Origin of the sequence: Micromonospora sp. NPDC051296 (assembly GCF_040682255.1) — a bacterium.
Taxonomy (GTDB): Bacteria; Actinomycetota; Actinomycetes; order Mycobacteriales; family Micromonosporaceae; genus Micromonospora; species Micromonospora craterilacus.
On sequence record NZ_JBFBAO010000132.1, the window covers coordinates 1 to 16,156 of the forward strand.

The following is a 16,156-nucleotide window of genomic DNA, read 5'->3' on the forward strand; positions in this document are numbered from 1 at the left end:
GGCTGCGGGAGGGCGCCTGCCAGGCGTCTATCGCGGCTGAGTTGGGCCGTGACCGATCCACGATCAGCCGCGAGGTACGCCGCAACCGTCATCTGCTGTGGTGGCTCGGCGAACGGTCCGCCCGGGCGTTCGAGGCGTTCCCCGCCGCGCGCGGCCAGGACCGCACCAGCGGCGGAGAGGACCGCATCGACCGCCCGGACTTCTGGAACGACGCGCTCGTGGTGCAGCGACTGCGCGCCATCCACGTCGCGATCGGGCTCAGCGTGCTCAACGCCATCCTGCTCGGCGCACAGATCCGCATCCGAGCCACCCCGGTCGCGTACGCGCTCTTCGCGTTCGCCTGCGTCCTGCTGGCGGCCGGCATAGTCCTGGTCTGCCTGCCCGCCCGGGCCCGATCGGAAGGGCCGAGCCGTGGACCGGTCGACCTCCGGGGTATCGGCACGCTGCGGCGGACCACGACGGTGTTCACCCTGCTGGCCCTCGCGTACACCGCGGTACCGCTCGAGCCGGAGCCGGTACGCGAGCAGCTGCCTGGATACGAGCGGGCGGTCGCCGCGTTGATCGCGATCCAGGCGGCCGCGCTGGTTGCCCTCGTCGTCGCCACTGTGCATCAGCGGCGACGTAGCCAGGGTGCCGGCTCGTCGTGGCTGGGCGGGCTGGCCACCCCGGTACTCGCCTCCGCGGCGGTCGCCGCCGCGTACGGGTTCTCCGCCGCCCTGGTGTACCGGGTCGCCGATTTCCTCGACCGGGGGGAGATCCCGAACCCGGTCCGGCCGAACGTGCCCGGCGCGCCGCCGCTGGAGCCGCCGGTCTCCTACCGCTGGGCGGCGCTCGCCGGGCTGGTCGCGGTGATGGTCGTCGCCGCGACCACGGTCTATCGGATTATGGCGACCCGGCGACGCCGCCGCCGGATGGCCGAGGGGATCGTCCGGCGGGACTTTCCCGACCCACCGCCGGAAGCCCTGCCCCGGCGGACCACGGTCCGGGAGACCATCGCCCGAGCCGCGATCGCCGAGCAACTGGCGCCGGTCTTCGTGGTCTTCCTGGTGCTGTCGTTGCTCGGCGTCGCCATGGTCGCGCTGGACCTGGTCGGTATCGGGCCGTCGGACCTGCGCCGAAAGCTGATCAACACCGAGAGTTCCGGCTCGAAGGAACTCGCGTTCGCGACCGATGCCGGGATCTACGTCATCGGTCTGGTCGGGCTCGGGATCGTCGTGCTCGGGCTGCTGTCCTACCGGTCGGAGGGAACTCGGCGAACGGTCGCCGTGATCTGGGATCTGGGCACCTTCTGGCCTCGTACGGTGCACCCGTTCGCACCGCCCTGCTACGCCGAACGGGCGGTGCCGGAACTCGCCAAGCGGATCACCGCGCTGACCACCCGGGGCGGCGTCATCCTCTCCGGCCACTCCCACGGCTCCGTCCTCGCCGCCGCTACCCTGCTCCAGTTGCCGGAGGAGGTGCTGCCCCGGGTGGCGCTGCTGACCCACGGCAGCCCGCTGCACCGGCTCTACGCCCGACTCTGCCCGGCCTTCCTCGGCAATCAGGTGCTGGACGAGGTCGGCAACCGGATCGGCTGGCGATGGGTGAACCTGTGGCGCAACACCGACCCGATCGGTGGCCCGCTGTTCTCCGCCCACCGACCGGGCGAACCGCCCCGAGCCCAGGGGCCCGCCGGCACCGTCGACCGACGACTACGCGACCCGAGCGGCATCACCGTCGAACTCGACGACACCGTCCCCCCACCGATCAACCGACACTGGCCTTACCACACCGACCCGGTCTACGAGGCGGCCGTACGGGAGCTGGCCGGCCGGTTCGACCCGAGCGGGTTCCCGCCGAGCCGCGGCCGATAACCCGACGCGGGTCCGGCCCGCCGTCACCGGCACGCGCCGTGGACGAGTCGTCGCGCTACGCGGTCGTCGCGATGCCGCGGCGTGGTCTCCGCCGCGTCGCGTGGCGGCCTGTCGTACTCCTCCGGCAGGATGCAGGGCGTGTGTGCGGACCGCGACGACCAGCCGACCGGAGCTGCCCGATGACTGACGAGGGATTCGACCGCCCGGGCGAGGGGGTCGGCCGGGTGCTCGGCACCGCCGACGCCACCCCGCTGCAGTTCTGGACGGCGGTCTCCCCCGGCAGCTACCTGCAGCTCGACGACGTGGTGGTCACCCGACGCGAGCTGCCGGACCGGGAGCCGGTGACCATCGCCGGGGTGGTCACCCAGGTCCGGGCCCGGCACGAGGGCGCCCAGTTCGACTCCGACGTGTTCGCCATCGCCGACGGCACGCTGCCGGCGCAGGTGCAGGAGGCCGCCGAGATCACCACCACCCGGGTGGATCCGGAGTTCTACGTGCCGCCGCAGCCCGGTGCGCTGGTGCACCGGGCCGAGGGCGACGCCCGCGCCCGGGCGCTGCACTTCGACCGGATGGAACGGCGGATCCCGATGGGCACCGGCCGCGACGGGGTGCCGGTCTACCTCAACGCCGACTTCCTCGACGGCACCCGGGGCGCGCACGTGTCGATCTCCGGGATCTCCGGGGTGGCCACCAAGACCAGCTTCGCCACCTTCCTGCTCTACTCGGTGTTCCGCTCGGGGCAGCTCGGCGGCGACGCGGTCAACGCCAAGGCGCTGATCTTCAACGTCAAGGGGGAGGATCTCCTCTTCCTCGACCACCCGAACGTCCGGCTGGACGACGCCACCCGGGCCGGGTACGCCCGGCTGGGCCTGGTCGCCGACGCCTTCCCCGACGTGCGGGTGTACGCCCCGCCGCGGGTCGGCGACTCGTCCGGCACGCCCGACGTGAGCAGCCGGCTCACCGGCGTGGACAGCTTCTACTGGACGCTCACCGAGTTCTGCGCGAACCGCCTCCTGCCGTACGTCTTCGCCGACGCGGACGACGAGCGCCAGCAGTACACGATGGTGGTCCACTCGGTCGCCGCGCACCTGGCCCGGTACGCGCAGCCCGCCGACGGCGGGGTCAGCATCGACGGCACCCGCCTCGGCACCTACGCCGACCTGGTCGACCACATCGTCGAGCAGCTCAGCGACGACGAGACCCGTGGCGACTGGGCGGGCAGCGCGGTGGGCCTGGGCACGGTCAACGCCTTCGCCCGCCGGCTGATCGGCAGCAAGAAGGACCTGTCCCGGCTGATCCGTGGCGACCTGGCCACCCGCCGCCCACACTCGATCAACACCTCGGAGTCCGCCCAGGTCACCGTCGTCGACCTGCACAACCTGCCGGATCGGGCACAGCGCTTCGTGGTCGGCGTGACGCTCAAGAGCGAATTCGAGCGCAAGGAGAAGGCCGGCACCGCCAAGCCGCTGCTGTTCGTCGTGCTCGACGAGCTGAACAAGTACGCCCCCAGGGAGGGCTCGTCGCCGATCAAGGAGGTGCTGCTCGACATCGCCGAGCGGGGCCGCTCGCTCGGCGTGATCCTCATCGGCGCGCAGCAGACCGCCAGCGAGGTGGAACGGCGCATCGTCACCAACTCGGCGATCCGGGTGGTCGGCCGGCTCGACCCGGCCGAGGCGTCCCGCCCCGAATACGGTTTCCTGCCGCCCGCGCAGCGGCAGCGGGCACTGCTGGCCAAGCCCGGCACGATGTTCGTCAACCAGCCCGACATCCCCGTCCCGCTCTGCCTGGAGTTCCCCTTCCCGGCCTGGGCGACCCGGGTCTCCGAGGCCGGGGCCGCACCGTCGCAGACCCTACGCTCGATCACCCAGTCCGCCGACCCGTTCGCGGTGGTGGGCTCCGGCGGCGGCGCCGACGACGACATCCCGTTCTGACAGGGGGCTTCTGCCTTGAAGATCCTGCACACCTCGGACTGGCACGTCGGCAAGGTCCTCAAGGGACAGTCGCGGGCCGAGGAGCACAAGCAGGTGCTGGCCGGCGTCATCGAGATCGCCCGGCAGGAACGGCCCGACCTGGTCGTCATCGCAGGGGATCTCTACGACACCGCCGCGCCGACCCCGGAGGCCACCCGCCTGGTCACCCGGGCACTGACCGCGCTGCGCCGCACCGGCGCCGACGTGGTGGCCATCGGCGGCAACCACGACAACGGCCCGGCGCTGGACGCGCTGCGGCCGTGGGCCGAGGCCGCCGGCATCACCCTGCGCGGCGGGGTACGCGAGGACCCGGCCGAGCACGTCATCGACGGCACCACCGCCGGCGGCGAACGCTGGCGGCTGGCCGCGCTGCCGTTCCTGTCCCAGCGGTACGCCGTCCGCGCGGTGGAGATGTACGAACTGACCGCCGCCGAGACCACTCAGACGTACGCCGACCACCTGGGTCGCATCCTGTCCCGGCTGACCGACGGGTTCACCGAGCCCGACCGGGTGCACCTGGTCACCGCCCACCTCACCGTGGTCGGTGCGGCCTCCGGCGGCGGCGAGCGGGACGCGCACACCGTGATGGGCTACGCGGTGCCGGCCACGGTGTTCCCCGGCACCGCGCACTACGTCGCGCTGGGGCACCTGCACCGCGCCCAGCGGGTCCAGGGGCCGTGCCCGATCCGCTACAGCGGCGCCCCGTTGGCGGTGGACTTCGGCGAACAGGAGAACGTCCCGTCGGTGACCCTGGTCGAGGTCACCGCGACCACGGCGGCGCAGGTCCGGGAGGTGCCGGTCACCGCGGCGACCGCGCTGCACACGGTACGCGGCACCCTGGCCCAGCTCGCCGAGATCACCCCGCCGGAGGGCTGGCTGCGGGTCTACGTACGCGAACAGCCCCGCGCGGGCCTGCGCGAGGAGGTGCAGGAGCTGCTCCCCCGCGCGCTGGAGATCCGCATCGACCCGGAGCTGGTGCCGGCACCGGGCAGCGGCACCCGGGTCGCCCAACGCTCCGGCCGCTCGCCCCGCCAGCTGTTCGCCGACTACCTGGACAGCCGTGGCCACGCCGACGACGGCGTCCGGGAACTCTTCGACGAGCTGCTCGAGGAGGTTGATCACTGATGCGACCGATGCGGCTGGACATGGCCGGCTTCACCGTCTTCCGCGACGAGACCACCATCGACTTCACCGACGCGGATTTCTTCGCCCTGGTCGGGCCCACCGGCTCCGGCAAGTCGACGGTGCTCGACGCGATCTGTTTCGCGCTCTACGGCACGGTGCCCCGCTGGGGTGGCACGCGCGGGCTGGGCAACGCCCTCGCTCCGTCGGCGACCGAGGCGCGGGTCCGGTTGGTCTTCGAGTCCGGTGGCGCCCGCTACGTCGCCACCCGGGTGGTGCGCCGGGACAGCCGGGGTAACGCGAAGACCGCGAACGCCGGGTTGCAGCTGATGCCCGACGGTTTCGACGTCACCAAACTGGACACCGGGCTCAGCCCGGACGATCTGGGCGAGGTGGTCGCCGGCACGCCGGCCGAGATGGACACCGCTGTGCTGGAGGCGGTCGGCCTGCCGTACGAGCAGTTCACCAGCTGCGTGGTGCTGCCACAGGGGCAGTTCGCCGACTTCCTGCACGCCCGGCCCGCCACCCGGCAGCAGATCCTGGTCAACCTGCTCGGCCTCGGCGTCTACGAGCAGGTGCAGCAGCGGGCCACCACCCGGGCCGGGCAGGCCGAGGCGAAGCTGGAGGCGGTCGACCAGCTGCTGGCCGGGCTCGCCGACGTCGACGACAGCACGCTGGAGCGGGTCGCCGGCCAGGTCGACCGGATGACGGAGCTGGCCGAGGCGGTGATCGCCGCCGTACCGGAGCTGGACGCGGCGCGGGCGACGGCGCGGGAGGCGAGCGCGGCGCTGGCCGCGCTGGACACCGAGTTGGCCGTGCTGGGCGCGGTCCGGGCACCGGACGGGGTGGCCGAGGTGGCCCGGGCGGTGACCGCCGCGCGGGCCGAGGCCGACGCGGCGTCGAACGCGGTGTCCCTGGCCGAGGAGCGCGAGGAGAAGCTGCGCGGGGAGCTGGCCGCCGCCGGTGACGAGAGCACCCTGCGGCTGGCGCTGCGGGCTTACGCCGACCGGGAGCAGCTGACCGGCCGGGCGGAGCAGGTGCGGGCCGAGGTGGAGACCGCCGGCGCCGAGCACGACGTGGCCGTGCGGGCGCTGACCGAGGCGCGGGCGGCGGCCGAGCGGGCCGAGGCGGAACTGGCCGCGGCGTTCCAGGCCCACGAGGAGGCGAAGGCCGCCGACCAGGCGGTGGCGCTGCGGGCGCACCTGACCGACGGGGCTTCCTGCCCGGTCTGCGAGCAGACCGTCGCCCGGGTGCCGGCAATTCCCGCCGGTTCGGCGGTGGCCCGCGCGGTCGCCGCCGGCAAGGCCGCCCGGGTGGCCAGCGAGGCGGCCAAGCGGATGGTCGGCGAGCGGGACACGGCCGCCCGCGAGCTGGACCGGGTGCTGCTGCGCGCCCGCGCCGAACACGACGGGCTGCGGACCCGCCTGGCGGAGCTGGACGAGCGGCTCGCCGGCGCGGCCACCGCCGAGGCGCTGCGGGCCACGCTGGCCGAGCACTCCCGGCTGCGGCTGGGGCTGGACGAGGCGGCGACGGCGGTCCGCGCCGGCCGGGAAGCCGCGCGGCGGGCCCGCGGTGCGGTGGACGCGGCCGAGGAGCGGCTGCGGGCGGCGTGGCGGCGCTTCGACGACACCCGGGACGGGCTGGCCCGGTTCGGGCCGCCGGCCGCCGACCGGGACGACGTGGCCCGGGCCTGGACCGTGCTGGCCGGGTGGGCCGAGGCCGAGGCGGAGCGCCGCCGGTCGGAGCGGGCCGGGTTGGCGGCGGCGGTCACCGAGGCCGAGACGGCGGCCGGCACGGTGACGGCGCGGATCGCCGGCATCTTCGCCGACGCCGGGCTGCCCGCCCCCGACGATCCGGTCCGCGCCGCCACGGTGGCCGTGGAGCGGGCCGAGGCCGAACGCCGCCGGCTGGTGGAGCGCCGCGAGCAGGCCGGGGAGCTGCGTACGCAGCGGGCGGAGCACGAGCGTCAGGCGCAGGTGGCCCGGGCACTGGCCGGGCACCTGCGGGCCAACAACTTCGAGCGGTGGCTGCTGGCCGAGGCGCTGGACCTGCTGGTCGACGGCGCGTCGGGCATCCTGCGGGAGCTGTCCGGCGGGCAGTACGACCTGGTTCACGACAAGGGCGAGTTTTTCGTCGTCGACCACCACGACGCCGGCCTGCGCCGGGGGGTGCGCACCCTGTCCGGCGGCGAGACGTTCCAGGCGTCGCTGGCCCTGGCGCTGGCGCTCTCCCAGCAGCTGGCCGGGATGTCCACCACCGCGGCCAGCCTGGAGTCGATCGTGCTGGACGAGGGCTTCGGCACCCTCGACGCGGCCACCCTGGACACGGTCGCCGCCACCCTGGAGAACCTGGCCGCCCGGGGTGACCGGATGGTCGGCGTGGTCACCCACGTGCCGGCCCTGGCCGAGCGCATCCCGGTCCGCTTCGAGGTGAGCAAGGATGCCCGCTCGGCCCGGGTGGAACGGACCGGCCGATGAGCGTGCGCCCTGCGGTCGCGGACGAGAGGCCAGCCGCATGAGTCGGTTCTTCGTCGATGCCTGGGACCCGGCCTACGGGGCGTCGTTCGAGGCGTCGGCGGGCGGCCCGGCCGCGCCGAGCAGCGCCCAGGTCGAGGCGGAGCACGAGCTGCCCGTGGTGGACTGGCGGGCCATCGGCCCCCGTCCCGGCGTCCGGGCCCCCGACGTGGTGCTGCTGGTCGACGGGGTACGCCGGATCGACGCCAGCGTCTGGACGGCCGAGGAGGACGGCGGCTCGTACCCCGGTCTGGCCGCCTCGTACGCCGCCGGAGTGGTGCGCTGCGACCTGGAGCGCGGCGCGGCGCAGTTGGCCGGCGCCAAGGTGGGTCGGGGGCTGTTCACCGCCAGCCCGTCGGCGACCGACGTGGTGGCCGGCAACGTCCGCTACCCGGTGCACCGGGTGAGCGGCTCCGGGGAGCTGGCCAAGCTGCCGGCCGCGGTGCAGGGGCCGTTGACCGCCCTGGAGGTGGAGGTCTCGGCCGCCGCCCGTACCGACGGTGACCTGCTGGTGGTGGACGGGCCGTTGCGCAACCGGCGGCAGTTGCCGCGCACTGTCGGCTACATCAAGACCCAGCACAGCCAGTACCTCGACGCTCGGCTGACGTCGGTGGTCACCGGTCTGGCACCGGGGCACCGCTCGCCGGTGTTCCGCCTCGGCACCGCCTGGGGCGGCTGGTCGTGGTATCTGCGGCTGCCGGTGGCCCCCGGGGCACCATGGGCGGGGATCGTGCGGATGGAGTGCTCGGCCGACCTGGAGATCGTCGACGCGGTGCGGCTGGCCGACCTGTCGCTGGTCACCCTGCCCCGGTTCGCCTCCACCCCGTACAAGGACCCCCGGGCCCCGCAGAACCTGGTCCCGATCGCCGGCCTGGAACGTCTCCTGCGCTCCCGGCTGGGCGACGCCCGGCTGCTGCACCGCGTGCTGACCGCCGCCGCCCGCACCGCCGCCGGGACCGAGCGCTGATGGGCCGGCGGCGCGAGGCCGACCGGATCTCCGAGCGGGTCGACACCGGGCACGCCGAGCTGGTGCCCGATCCGGACCGGTCCGGGTCGTGGACGCTGCTGCTGGACGGCGCACCACAGTCGCATGTGGACCTGAACGACCCGACCCACCTGGAATTCGAGTACGTCCGCCGGCTGGCCGCGGCGATCGACCTGATCGCGCCCGCCGGCGCCCCGCTGCGGGTGCTGCACCTGGGCGGCGGCGCGCTGACCCTGCCCCGGTACGTCGCCGCCACCCGGCCCGGCTCGACCCAGCGGGTCGTCGAGGTGGACGGCGCCCTGCTCGAGCTGGTCCGCCGGGCGCTGCCGTGGCGGGCCGACCCACGGCTGAAGGTGCGGGTGGGCGACGCCCGCGCGGCGCTGGCCGCCAGCCGCGACGACAGCTACGACGTGGTGGTCGCCGACGTGTTCGCCGGTGCCCGGACGCCGGCCCGGCTGACCTCGGTGGAGTACGCCACCGAGGCGGCCCGGGTGCTGCGCCCGGCGGGCTGGTACCTCGCCAACCTCGCCGACGGTCCCCCGCTGCGCTACGCGCGCGGGCAGGTCGCCACCGTGCGGGAGGTGCTGCCCCGGGCCTGCCTGGTCTCCGACGCCGCCGTGCTGCGCGGTCGCCGCTACGGCAACCTGGTGCTGGTCGCCGGCCGTCAGGAGCCACCGGTGGCGGCGCTGGCCCGCCGGGCGGCCGGTGACTGGTTCCCCGGCCGGGTGCTCGCCGACGCGGAGCTCGACCGCTTCGTCGGGGGCGCCGCGGTGGTGCACGACAGCGACGCCACCGACTCCACTCCCCCACCGCCGGGAATTTTTTCCGTCCGACGTTGATCCGTTCGGTGCGGCCGTGCGTACCACCCGGCAGCCATGCCCGTGGGGGGACGGCTTCTGTCCATGGACATCTCGGAGGTCTGCATGCACGCACTGGCGGCCGGTTGGCACGGTGACCGGGTGCGGGTGGACTGGATGTCCGCCCGGTCCCAGTCGCGGCCGACCACGTCCACCCGTGGGGTCGACTCCCGCGCGACGACTCGCCAGAATAGCCCGGTGACGCCGCGACCCGCCCCTGGCCGCCACCAGGCCGCGACCACCGAGGCCGCCCACTCCGACCAGCTGATCCGCACCCTCTACGCCGAGCACGCCGGCCCGCTGCTGATGTTCGTGATGCGGCTGACGGGCGGCGACCGGCAGCGGGCCGAGGACATCGTCCAGGAGACGCTGCTGCGGGCCTGGCGCAACGCCCACCGGCTGGGCACGCAGGGGCAGGGGTCGCTGCGGCCCTGGCTGGTCACGGTGGCGCGCCGGATCGCCATCGACGAGCACCGCAGCGAACAGGCCCGCCCGGCCGAGACGTACGACCGGGACCTGACCGCGTTCGCCGAGTCGGACAGCACCGACCGGGTGCTCCGGACGATGACGGTCGCGGACGCACTGCGTACGTTGAGTCAGTCGCACCGGGAGATCCTGGTGGCGACGTACTTCCGGGGCCGTACGGTGCCGGAGGCGGCCGAGGAGCTCGGCCTGCCACTGGGCACCGCGAAGTCGCGGGTCTACTACGCGCTGCGCGCGCTGCGCACAGCTCTGCAGGAGAGGGGGGTGACGGAATGAGCCGGGTAGACCACATGGACGTCGCCGCGTACGCGCTCGGCGTGCTGGACGAACAGGACATGGAGCGGTTCGAGGAACACCTCGCCACCTGCTGGGCCTGCGCCGCCGAGCTGGAGTCGATGGTGCCGGTGGTCGGGCTGCTCTCCGACATCGACGAAGAGTCGATCACCGCGATGGAGCAGACCCAGTCGAATCCGGTCCTGCTGGACCGCACGCTGGTAGCGCTGCGTACCCACCGAAGGAAGGCCCGGTTCCGACAGATCCTGGCCACCGCGGCGGCCGTGGTGGTCTTCGGCGGGCTGACCGGGGTCGTGTTCAGCAACCTGGCCGGCGACAGCACCCCGCCGTCGATCGCCGGGCCGACCACCGCTCCGTTCGACCCGCCGGGCGGTGGCTCCGGCAACCCGGGTGGCCCGAACATCGGCGGCAACGAGCAGGAAGGCGAACAGGTCGACGTCACCGACCCGAGCACCGGTGTGCAGTCGACGTTCTGGCTCATCTCGAAGGACTTCGGCACCAAGGTCGATTTCACCCTCGGCCGGCTGCCGGGTCCGCGCACCTGCCGCCTGGTCGTGGTCCGGGAGGACTCCAGCACCGAGGTCGTCTCGACCTGGACGGTGCCGCCGGGCGGGTACGGCACCAACAGCAACCCGCAGCTGGCGGCCCTCTCCGCGACCACGTCGACCAAACTGGACGACATCAAGCACTTCGAGGTGCAGGAGGTGGACGGCAAGGGTGTCGGCCAACCGCTGCTGACGGTCCCCGCCCCCTGACCCGTACCCACCCGCACGAAGGCCCGAACGAAGGCCCGCCTCCCTCGGAGGCGGGCCTTCGCGGCGTTGGCCAGCGGATACGCACTCCTACGCAGAGATGGGACCAACGGTTCAACGACCCCATTGTGGGCTTGGCCACCATTTCGCGTTCAACCTTGACAGCCCTGTTCCCGTACATATCGGTGACTGTCAAGCATGAGGAGGGCACGTGGCAAAGATGAAGCGGACCGTCGTCGTCGCGAGCGCCATGGTCGCACTGACGGCCTGCGCTCCCGCCGGCTACGACGGATCGAACTCCGGCGCGGCCGAGCCGGTCGCCGTCGCCGCAGCCGAGCCCACCGTGACCGCCGACCCCGAGGCCAGCGCGGAGCCGGGCGCCTCGGCCTCACCGGGCGCGGAGGCCGAGACCGACGCTCCCCTGCCCGACGGCGTCGAGCTGACCGCGAGCCTGACCGGCAAGAAGTTCCCCCGGATGGGCAGCGCGGTCGTCAACCAGGACGGCTTCATCCTGTACCGATTCGACCGCGACACCAACGACCCGCCGTCGTCGAACTGCGTCGACCAGTGCGCCGAGGTGTGGCCGCCGGCGCTGACCGACGGCAACCCGCAGCTGAAGGGCGTCTCCGACGACGCGGTGGGCACCATCACCCGGGAGGACGGCACCCGCCAGATCACCCTCGACGGCTGGCCGCTCTACACCTACATCGGTGACAAGAAGGCGGGCCAGTGGAAGGGCCAGGGCGTCGGCGGCACCTGGTTCGTGGTCAACCCGGACGGCAGCAAGAACCTGGAGTGCCTGCCCAAGGGCACCCCGAAGGCGGTCGCCCCGCCGTCGAAGACCAAGTCCGACAGCTCCGACTCCGACTACACGTACTGACCTGGACAGCCGGTGGCCGGCCGCACCCTGGTGGTGTGGTCCACGCTGGGCAACCTGAACGAGGCGGTGGTACGCACCGTGACGGTGCTGGTCATCGCCTGCCCGCACGCGCTCGGCCTGGCCATCCCGCTGGTGATCGCGCTGTCCACGGCGGTGGCCGCGAAGGGCGGCATCCTGGTCAAGGACCGGCTGGCGCTGGAGCGGATGCGCACCGTGGACACGGTGCTGTTCGACAAGACCGGCACGCTGACCCGGGGCGAGCACGCGGTCGCCGGGGTCGCCGCCACCGCCGGCACCAGCGAGCAGGACGTGCTCGCTATCGCGGCGGCGGTGGAGGCCGACAGCGAGCACCCGTTGGCTCGGGCGATCGTGGCGGCTGCCGCCCGGCAGGGTGATCGGCGGACGGCGACCGGATTCCAGTCGTTGACCGGTCGTGGCGTGCGCGCCCAGGTCGACGGCGCGAGCTACGCCGTCGGCGGTCCGGCGCTGCTGCGGGAGTTCGACGCCACGGTGCCCGACGACCTCGCCCGGCACCAGCACGACTGGTCCCACCGGGGGGCCGCAGTGCTGCACCTGCTTCGCCTGCCCGACAACCTGGCCGACAACCGCGCTACCGTGCTCGGCGCCCTCGCGCTGGAGGACGAGGTACGGCCGGAGGCCCGGCAGGCCATCGCCGACCTGCGGAGGCAGGGCGTCCGGAAGATCGTGATGATCACCGGGGACGCCCGTCCGGTCGCCGAGGCGGTCGCCGCCGACCTGGGATTCCGCTCGGGCGAGGACGAGGTCTTCGCCGAGGTGCTGCCGGCCGACAAGGACGACGCGGTGGCGGACCTGCAACGGCGAGGGCTGCGGGTGGCGATGGTGGGCGACGGGGTCAACGACGCTCCGGCGCTGGCCCGGGCGAACGTGGGCATTGCGATCGGCGCGGGCACCGACGTGGCCATCGAGTCCGCCGGCGTGGTGCTCGCCTCGTCCGACCCGCGCGGCGTGACCGGGGTCATCCGGCTGTCCCGGGCCGCGTACCGGAAGATGATCCAGAACCTGGCCTGGGCCGCCGGCTACAACGTGGTCGCGCTGCCCCTCGCCGCCGGCGTGCTGGCCTGGGCCGGGGTGGCGCTGAGTCCGGCGGTCGCTGCCGTGCTGATGTCGGCTTCGACGATCGTGGTGGCGCTCAACGCCCAACTGCTGCGCCGGGTCCGCCTACGTGCGACGGACTGAAGCGCGGGGGAACCAGGCCCCGGGGAGCAGACCGTGCCGCGTAAGCGGGCCGGGAAACTTCGTACAAGACCGGGGCCGGCGGCGGCGGTGAAACTCGACGGCATGGAAACCGGCACCGAACCCGCACGCTTTGACACCAAGATCGCCGTCCTGCTCCGCGACGACCTGCCGACCTGGCAGCGGCTCAACATGACGGCGTTCCTGGTCAGCGGCGTCGGTAGTGCCGTGCCCGAGGCGATCGGCGAGCCGTACGCCGACGCCGACGGCACGCCCTACCTGCCGATGTTCCGACAGCCGGTGCTGGTCTTCGCCGGCGCGAAGGAAACCCTGACTGCTGCCCACCAGCGCGCCGTCGCCCGTGGGCTGCCGCTGTCGGTCTTCACCTCCGACCTGTTCCGGACCGGCAACGACCGGGACAACCGCGCAGCGGTCCGCGCCGTCGGGCGCGACCACCTCGACCTGGTCGGGCTGGCCGTGTACGGCCCGAAGAACGTGGTGGACAAGGTACTCAAGGGCGCCCGGATGCACCCGTGACGTGACTGGGTCGACCCGGGCGTAGCGCGCTGGAGCCGTACTGGCCGGGGTTGAAGCCGAGGATCCGCTTGAAGTGCCGGCTCAGGTGGGCCTGGTCGTAGAAGCCGGCCTCGACGGCCACCTCCCGGGCCGGCATCCCCTCCCGGAGCAGCCGCCGGGCCAGGTCCACGCGGCGGGAGACCAGGTACTGGTGCGGCCCGATGCCGAACGCCGCGGAGAAGGCCCGGACCAGGTACGTCGGGTGCGCGTACAGGATGCCGGCGGCCTCCCGCATGGTCACCCCCGGTACGAAGCGCTCGTCCAGCAGGTCGCGAAGGCGGCGGGCGATCAGTGGGTCGTGCACCGCCGCGACCCCGGGCGTACGCCGGGTGAGGTGCGCCTGTAGTCGCTCGGCGACGAAGGCGAGGTGCACCTCGGCGGCGAACTCGTTGCCGGGCTCGGCGAGTCGCGCGTGCAGCAGGTCGATCCGCCGCCGCAGGGCCGCGTCGTCGAACGCCGGCCGGTCCACGGCGCGGCCGATCAGGTGCTCGCCGAGCTGCGCGGGGTCGAGGTAGAGGACCCGCTTGCGGAACCCGTGCGGGGTGACCGGACAGCCGTTGTGCGCGACGTCCGGCGGCAGCAGGGTCACCACCTGGCGGAACGCCCCGTGCTCGTGCCGGTCGAGGTCGTACTTGACGATTCCGTCATCGACCGTCAGCAGAGTCCAGGTGCCGTGGGTGTGCATCGGGTAGGCGTGGTCGGTGAATTGCGCGTGCAGCACCTCTGTGATCCCGCTGACCGAGGGGGACCAGACCCGTACGTGCGGCGACCCGGACACCGCCGAACTCTAACCGGGCGCGGCCGGGTAGGCGCGAGTCTCGGCAGCCTTGACCGCGGCCCACACCGGCTGCCCGGGGGCCAGCTTCAGCTGGGCGGCGGCGGCCGGGGTGACGTCGGCGGCCACCTCGATCGGGCCGGTGAGCTGGATCCGCAGGTTGTCGCCGTGGCGCTGGACGCCGGCGATGGTGGCCGGCCAGGTGTTGCGCGGGCTGCCGTCGGGCTGCCGTGGGTGCAGGCCCACGGCCGACGGCGGGAAGGCCACGAAGACCTCACCGTCGTGCTGTTCGCCGGTGGTCAACCGGAACCCGTCAGCGAGCAGGATGCTGTGCCCGGTGGCGCGGCCCCGGTACAGGTTGAGCCCGACCAGGCGGGCCACGTAGTCGGTGCGGGGCTGGGCGGTGATGGTGGCCGCGCTGCCCTCCTGGACGACGTGACCGTGCTCGATGATGACCAGCCGGTCGGCGAGCACGAGGGCGTCGAGCGGATCGTGGGTGACCAGCAGCGTGGCCCCGGCGTGCGCGGCGAGGTGCTGTTGGAGCTGGGCCCGGGTGTCGAGCCGGGTACGGGCGTCCAGGGCCGCCAGGGGCTCGTCCAGCAGCAGCAGCGCCGGCTCGACGGCCAGCGCGCGGGCGAGGGCGACCCGCTGCGCCTGCCCGCCGGAGAGCTGCCGTGGCTTGCGGCGAGCGTGCTCGGTCAACCCCATCCGCGCCAGCCACTCGGCCGCACGGTGTCGGGCCTGCTGCCGGCTCAGGCCGTGCCGGCGCGGGCCGAACGCGACGTTGTCCAGCGCGTTGAGGTGCGGAAAGAGCAGGTAGTCCTGGAAGACCACGCCGATCGGGCGCCGCTCGGTGGGGGTCCAGGCCCGCCGGTCGGGGTGGTCGAGGTCGCGGCCGGCCAGGGTGAGGTGCCCGGCCGAGAGCGGAAGCAGGCCGGCGAGCGTACGCAGGGCGGTGGTCTTCCCGGCGCCGTTGGGACCGAGCAGCGCGACGACCTCGCCCGGGTCGATGGTCAGCGGCAGGTCCAGCCGGAAGGCACCCCGGTCCACCACGAGGTGGGCGTCGAGCAGCGGCGCGCCGAGGCGCGCCTCCGCGCCGAGCGTGGTCTGGCCGGCGGTCATGGTGCGCTGACCCAGCGGTCGCGGAGACTGGCCAGGATCACCACGGAGACAGTGAGCAGGATGAGGCTGAGCACGATCGCGGCCTCCAGGTCGGTCTCCAGGGCCAGGTAGACGGCGATCGGCATGGTCTGCGTACGGCCGGGGTAGTTGCCGGCGAAGGTGATGGTGGCGCCGAACTCGCCGAGGGCACGAGCCCAGCAGAGCACGGCTCCGGCGGCGATGCCCGGCGCGACGAGCGGCAGCGTGACGTGGGTGAAGGTGGTCCACCGCCCGGCGCCGAGGGTGGCTGCGGCCTCCTCGTAGCGGGTGTCGGCGCCGCGCAGCGCCCCTTCTACCGCGATGATCAGGAACGGCATGGCGACGAACGCCTCGGCGAGCACGACCGCAGTGGTGGTGAACGGCAGCGTGATGCCGAACGTCTCGTCGAGCCACGAGCCGATCAGCCCACGTCGACCGAAGACCAGCAGCAGGGCCACGCCACCGACCACCGGCGGCAGCACGAGGGGGACGGTGACCAGGGCGCGCACCACGCGCCGGCCGGGGAACTGGACCCGGGCCAGCAGCCAGGCCAGGGGTACGCCGAGGGCGAGGCAGAGCAGGGTGGCGAGGGTGGCGGTCTGCACCGACAGCCGTAGCGCAGTGAGCACGCCCGGCTCGGTGAGCCGCTGCGGAAGGGTGGCCCACGGGGTGCGGGCGAGCAGTCCGACCAGCGGCAGCACCAGGAACAGCAGCCCGAGCGCGGCGGGCAGCAGCAGCGCG

13 protein-coding genes and 1 pseudogene are annotated in these 16,156 nt (G+C 73.6%); 11 read left to right on the forward strand and 3 right to left on the reverse strand.

Annotated features, from left to right (window positions below):
- The 11 genes and pseudogenes from AB0M52_RS15990 to AB0M52_RS16040 form a co-directional block, all read left to right on the forward strand.
- Window positions 1-1,853 (forward strand): helix-turn-helix domain-containing protein (locus AB0M52_RS15990; RefSeq protein ID WP_363953838.1); only part of this gene is annotated, 1,853 nt, incomplete at its 5' end.
- Window positions 1,854-2,032: 179 nt separating this feature from the next.
- Window positions 2,033-3,784 (forward strand): ATP-binding protein, encoded by a 1,752-nt coding sequence (locus AB0M52_RS15995; RefSeq protein ID WP_363953840.1) that lies wholly within the window; start codon window positions 2,033-2,035, stop codon window positions 3,782-3,784.
- A 15-nt stretch (window positions 3,785-3,799) separates the two neighbouring features.
- Window positions 3,800-4,948 (forward strand): exonuclease SbcCD subunit D, encoded by a 1,149-nt coding sequence (locus AB0M52_RS16000; RefSeq protein WP_363953845.1) that lies wholly within the window; start codon window positions 3,800-3,802, stop codon window positions 4,946-4,948.
- The gene (locus AB0M52_RS16005; RefSeq protein WP_363953847.1) at window positions 4,948-7,422 is read left to right on the forward strand and encodes an SMC family ATPase; all 2,475 of its coding nucleotides are present in this window, start codon (window positions 4,948-4,950) and stop codon (window positions 7,420-7,422) included. Before AB0M52_RS16000 ends, AB0M52_RS16005 begins: the two co-directional genes overlap by 1 nt.
- A 37-nt stretch (window positions 7,423-7,459) precedes the next feature.
- Window positions 7,460-8,425: a hypothetical protein gene (locus AB0M52_RS16010; protein WP_363953849.1), complete on the forward strand. Its 966-nt coding sequence runs from the start codon at window positions 7,460-7,462 to the stop codon at window positions 8,423-8,425.
- Window positions 8,425-9,282 carry a fused MFS/spermidine synthase gene (locus AB0M52_RS16015; protein ID WP_363953851.1) on the forward strand — a complete coding sequence of 286 codons (858 nt, stop codon included), beginning with the start codon at window positions 8,425-8,427 and terminating at the stop codon, window positions 9,280-9,282. Before AB0M52_RS16010 ends, AB0M52_RS16015 begins: the two co-directional genes overlap by 1 nt.
- An 84-nt stretch (window positions 9,283-9,366) precedes the next feature.
- Window positions 9,367-10,059 carry a sigma-70 family RNA polymerase sigma factor gene (locus tag AB0M52_RS16020; RefSeq protein ID WP_363953865.1) on the forward strand — a complete coding sequence of 231 codons (693 nt, stop codon included), beginning with the start codon at window positions 9,367-9,369 and terminating at the stop codon, window positions 10,057-10,059.
- Window positions 10,056-10,832, forward strand: coding sequence for a zf-HC2 domain-containing protein (locus tag AB0M52_RS16025; RefSeq protein ID WP_363953853.1), 777 nt, complete (start codon window positions 10,056-10,058; stop codon window positions 10,830-10,832). Before AB0M52_RS16020 ends, AB0M52_RS16025 begins: the two co-directional genes overlap by 4 nt.
- 208 nt (window positions 10,833-11,040) lie before the next feature.
- On the forward strand, window positions 11,041-11,709 hold the full coding sequence (locus tag AB0M52_RS16030) for a hypothetical protein (protein WP_363953855.1): 669 nt from the start codon (window positions 11,041-11,043) through the stop codon (window positions 11,707-11,709).
- Window positions 11,710-11,733: 24 nt separating this feature from the next.
- A pseudogene (locus tag AB0M52_RS16035) lies at window positions 11,734-12,927 on the forward strand (heavy metal translocating P-type ATPase); the annotation flags it as partial.
- A gap of 102 nt (window positions 12,928-13,029) precedes the next feature.
- Window positions 13,030-13,461 (forward strand): DUF2000 domain-containing protein, encoded by a 432-nt coding sequence (locus AB0M52_RS16040; RefSeq protein WP_363953857.1) that lies wholly within the window; start codon window positions 13,030-13,032, stop codon window positions 13,459-13,461.
- Here AB0M52_RS16040 and AB0M52_RS16045 read toward each other — a convergent pair.
- The 3 genes from AB0M52_RS16045 to AB0M52_RS16055 all read right to left on the reverse strand — a co-directional run.
- On the reverse strand, window positions 13,436-14,278 hold the full coding sequence (locus tag AB0M52_RS16045; protein WP_363953859.1) for an AraC family transcriptional regulator: 843 nt from the start codon (window positions 14,276-14,278) through the stop codon (window positions 13,436-13,438). The genes AB0M52_RS16040 and AB0M52_RS16045 overlap by 26 nt on opposite strands.
- A 9-nt stretch (window positions 14,279-14,287) precedes the next feature.
- A complete protein-coding gene (locus tag AB0M52_RS16050) occupies window positions 14,288-15,397 on the reverse strand; it encodes an ABC transporter ATP-binding protein (RefSeq protein ID WP_363953861.1) in 1,110 nt (369 codons plus the stop codon).
- The coding region (locus AB0M52_RS16055) for an ABC transporter permease (protein ID WP_363953863.1) at window positions 15,394-16,156 on the reverse strand (763 nt) is incomplete at its 5' end. The genes AB0M52_RS16050 and AB0M52_RS16055, both read right to left, overlap by 4 nt.

Coding starts and splice junctions, on each gene's coding strand:
- AB0M52_RS15995 (WP_363953840.1), top strand. CDS start 2,033: ATGACTGACGAGGGATTCGACCGCCCGGGCGAGGGGGTCGGCCGGGTG.
- AB0M52_RS16005 (WP_363953847.1), top strand. CDS start 4,948: ATGCGACCGATGCGGCTGGACATGGCCGGCTTCACCGTCTTCCGCGAC.
- AB0M52_RS16010 (WP_363953849.1), top strand. CDS start 7,460: ATGAGTCGGTTCTTCGTCGATGCCTGGGACCCGGCCTACGGGGCGTCG.
- AB0M52_RS16015 (WP_363953851.1), top strand. CDS start 8,425: ATGGGCCGGCGGCGCGAGGCCGACCGGATCTCCGAGCGGGTCGACACC.
- AB0M52_RS16020 (WP_363953865.1), top strand. CDS start 9,367: ATGCACGCACTGGCGGCCGGTTGGCACGGTGACCGGGTGCGGGTGGAC.
- AB0M52_RS16025 (WP_363953853.1), top strand. CDS start 10,056: ATGAGCCGGGTAGACCACATGGACGTCGCCGCGTACGCGCTCGGCGTG.
- AB0M52_RS16040 (WP_363953857.1), top strand. CDS start 13,030: ATGGAAACCGGCACCGAACCCGCACGCTTTGACACCAAGATCGCCGTC.
- AB0M52_RS16050 (WP_363953861.1), bottom strand. CDS start 15,397: ATGACCGCCGGCCAGACCACGCTCGGCGCGGAGGCGCGCCTCGGCGCG.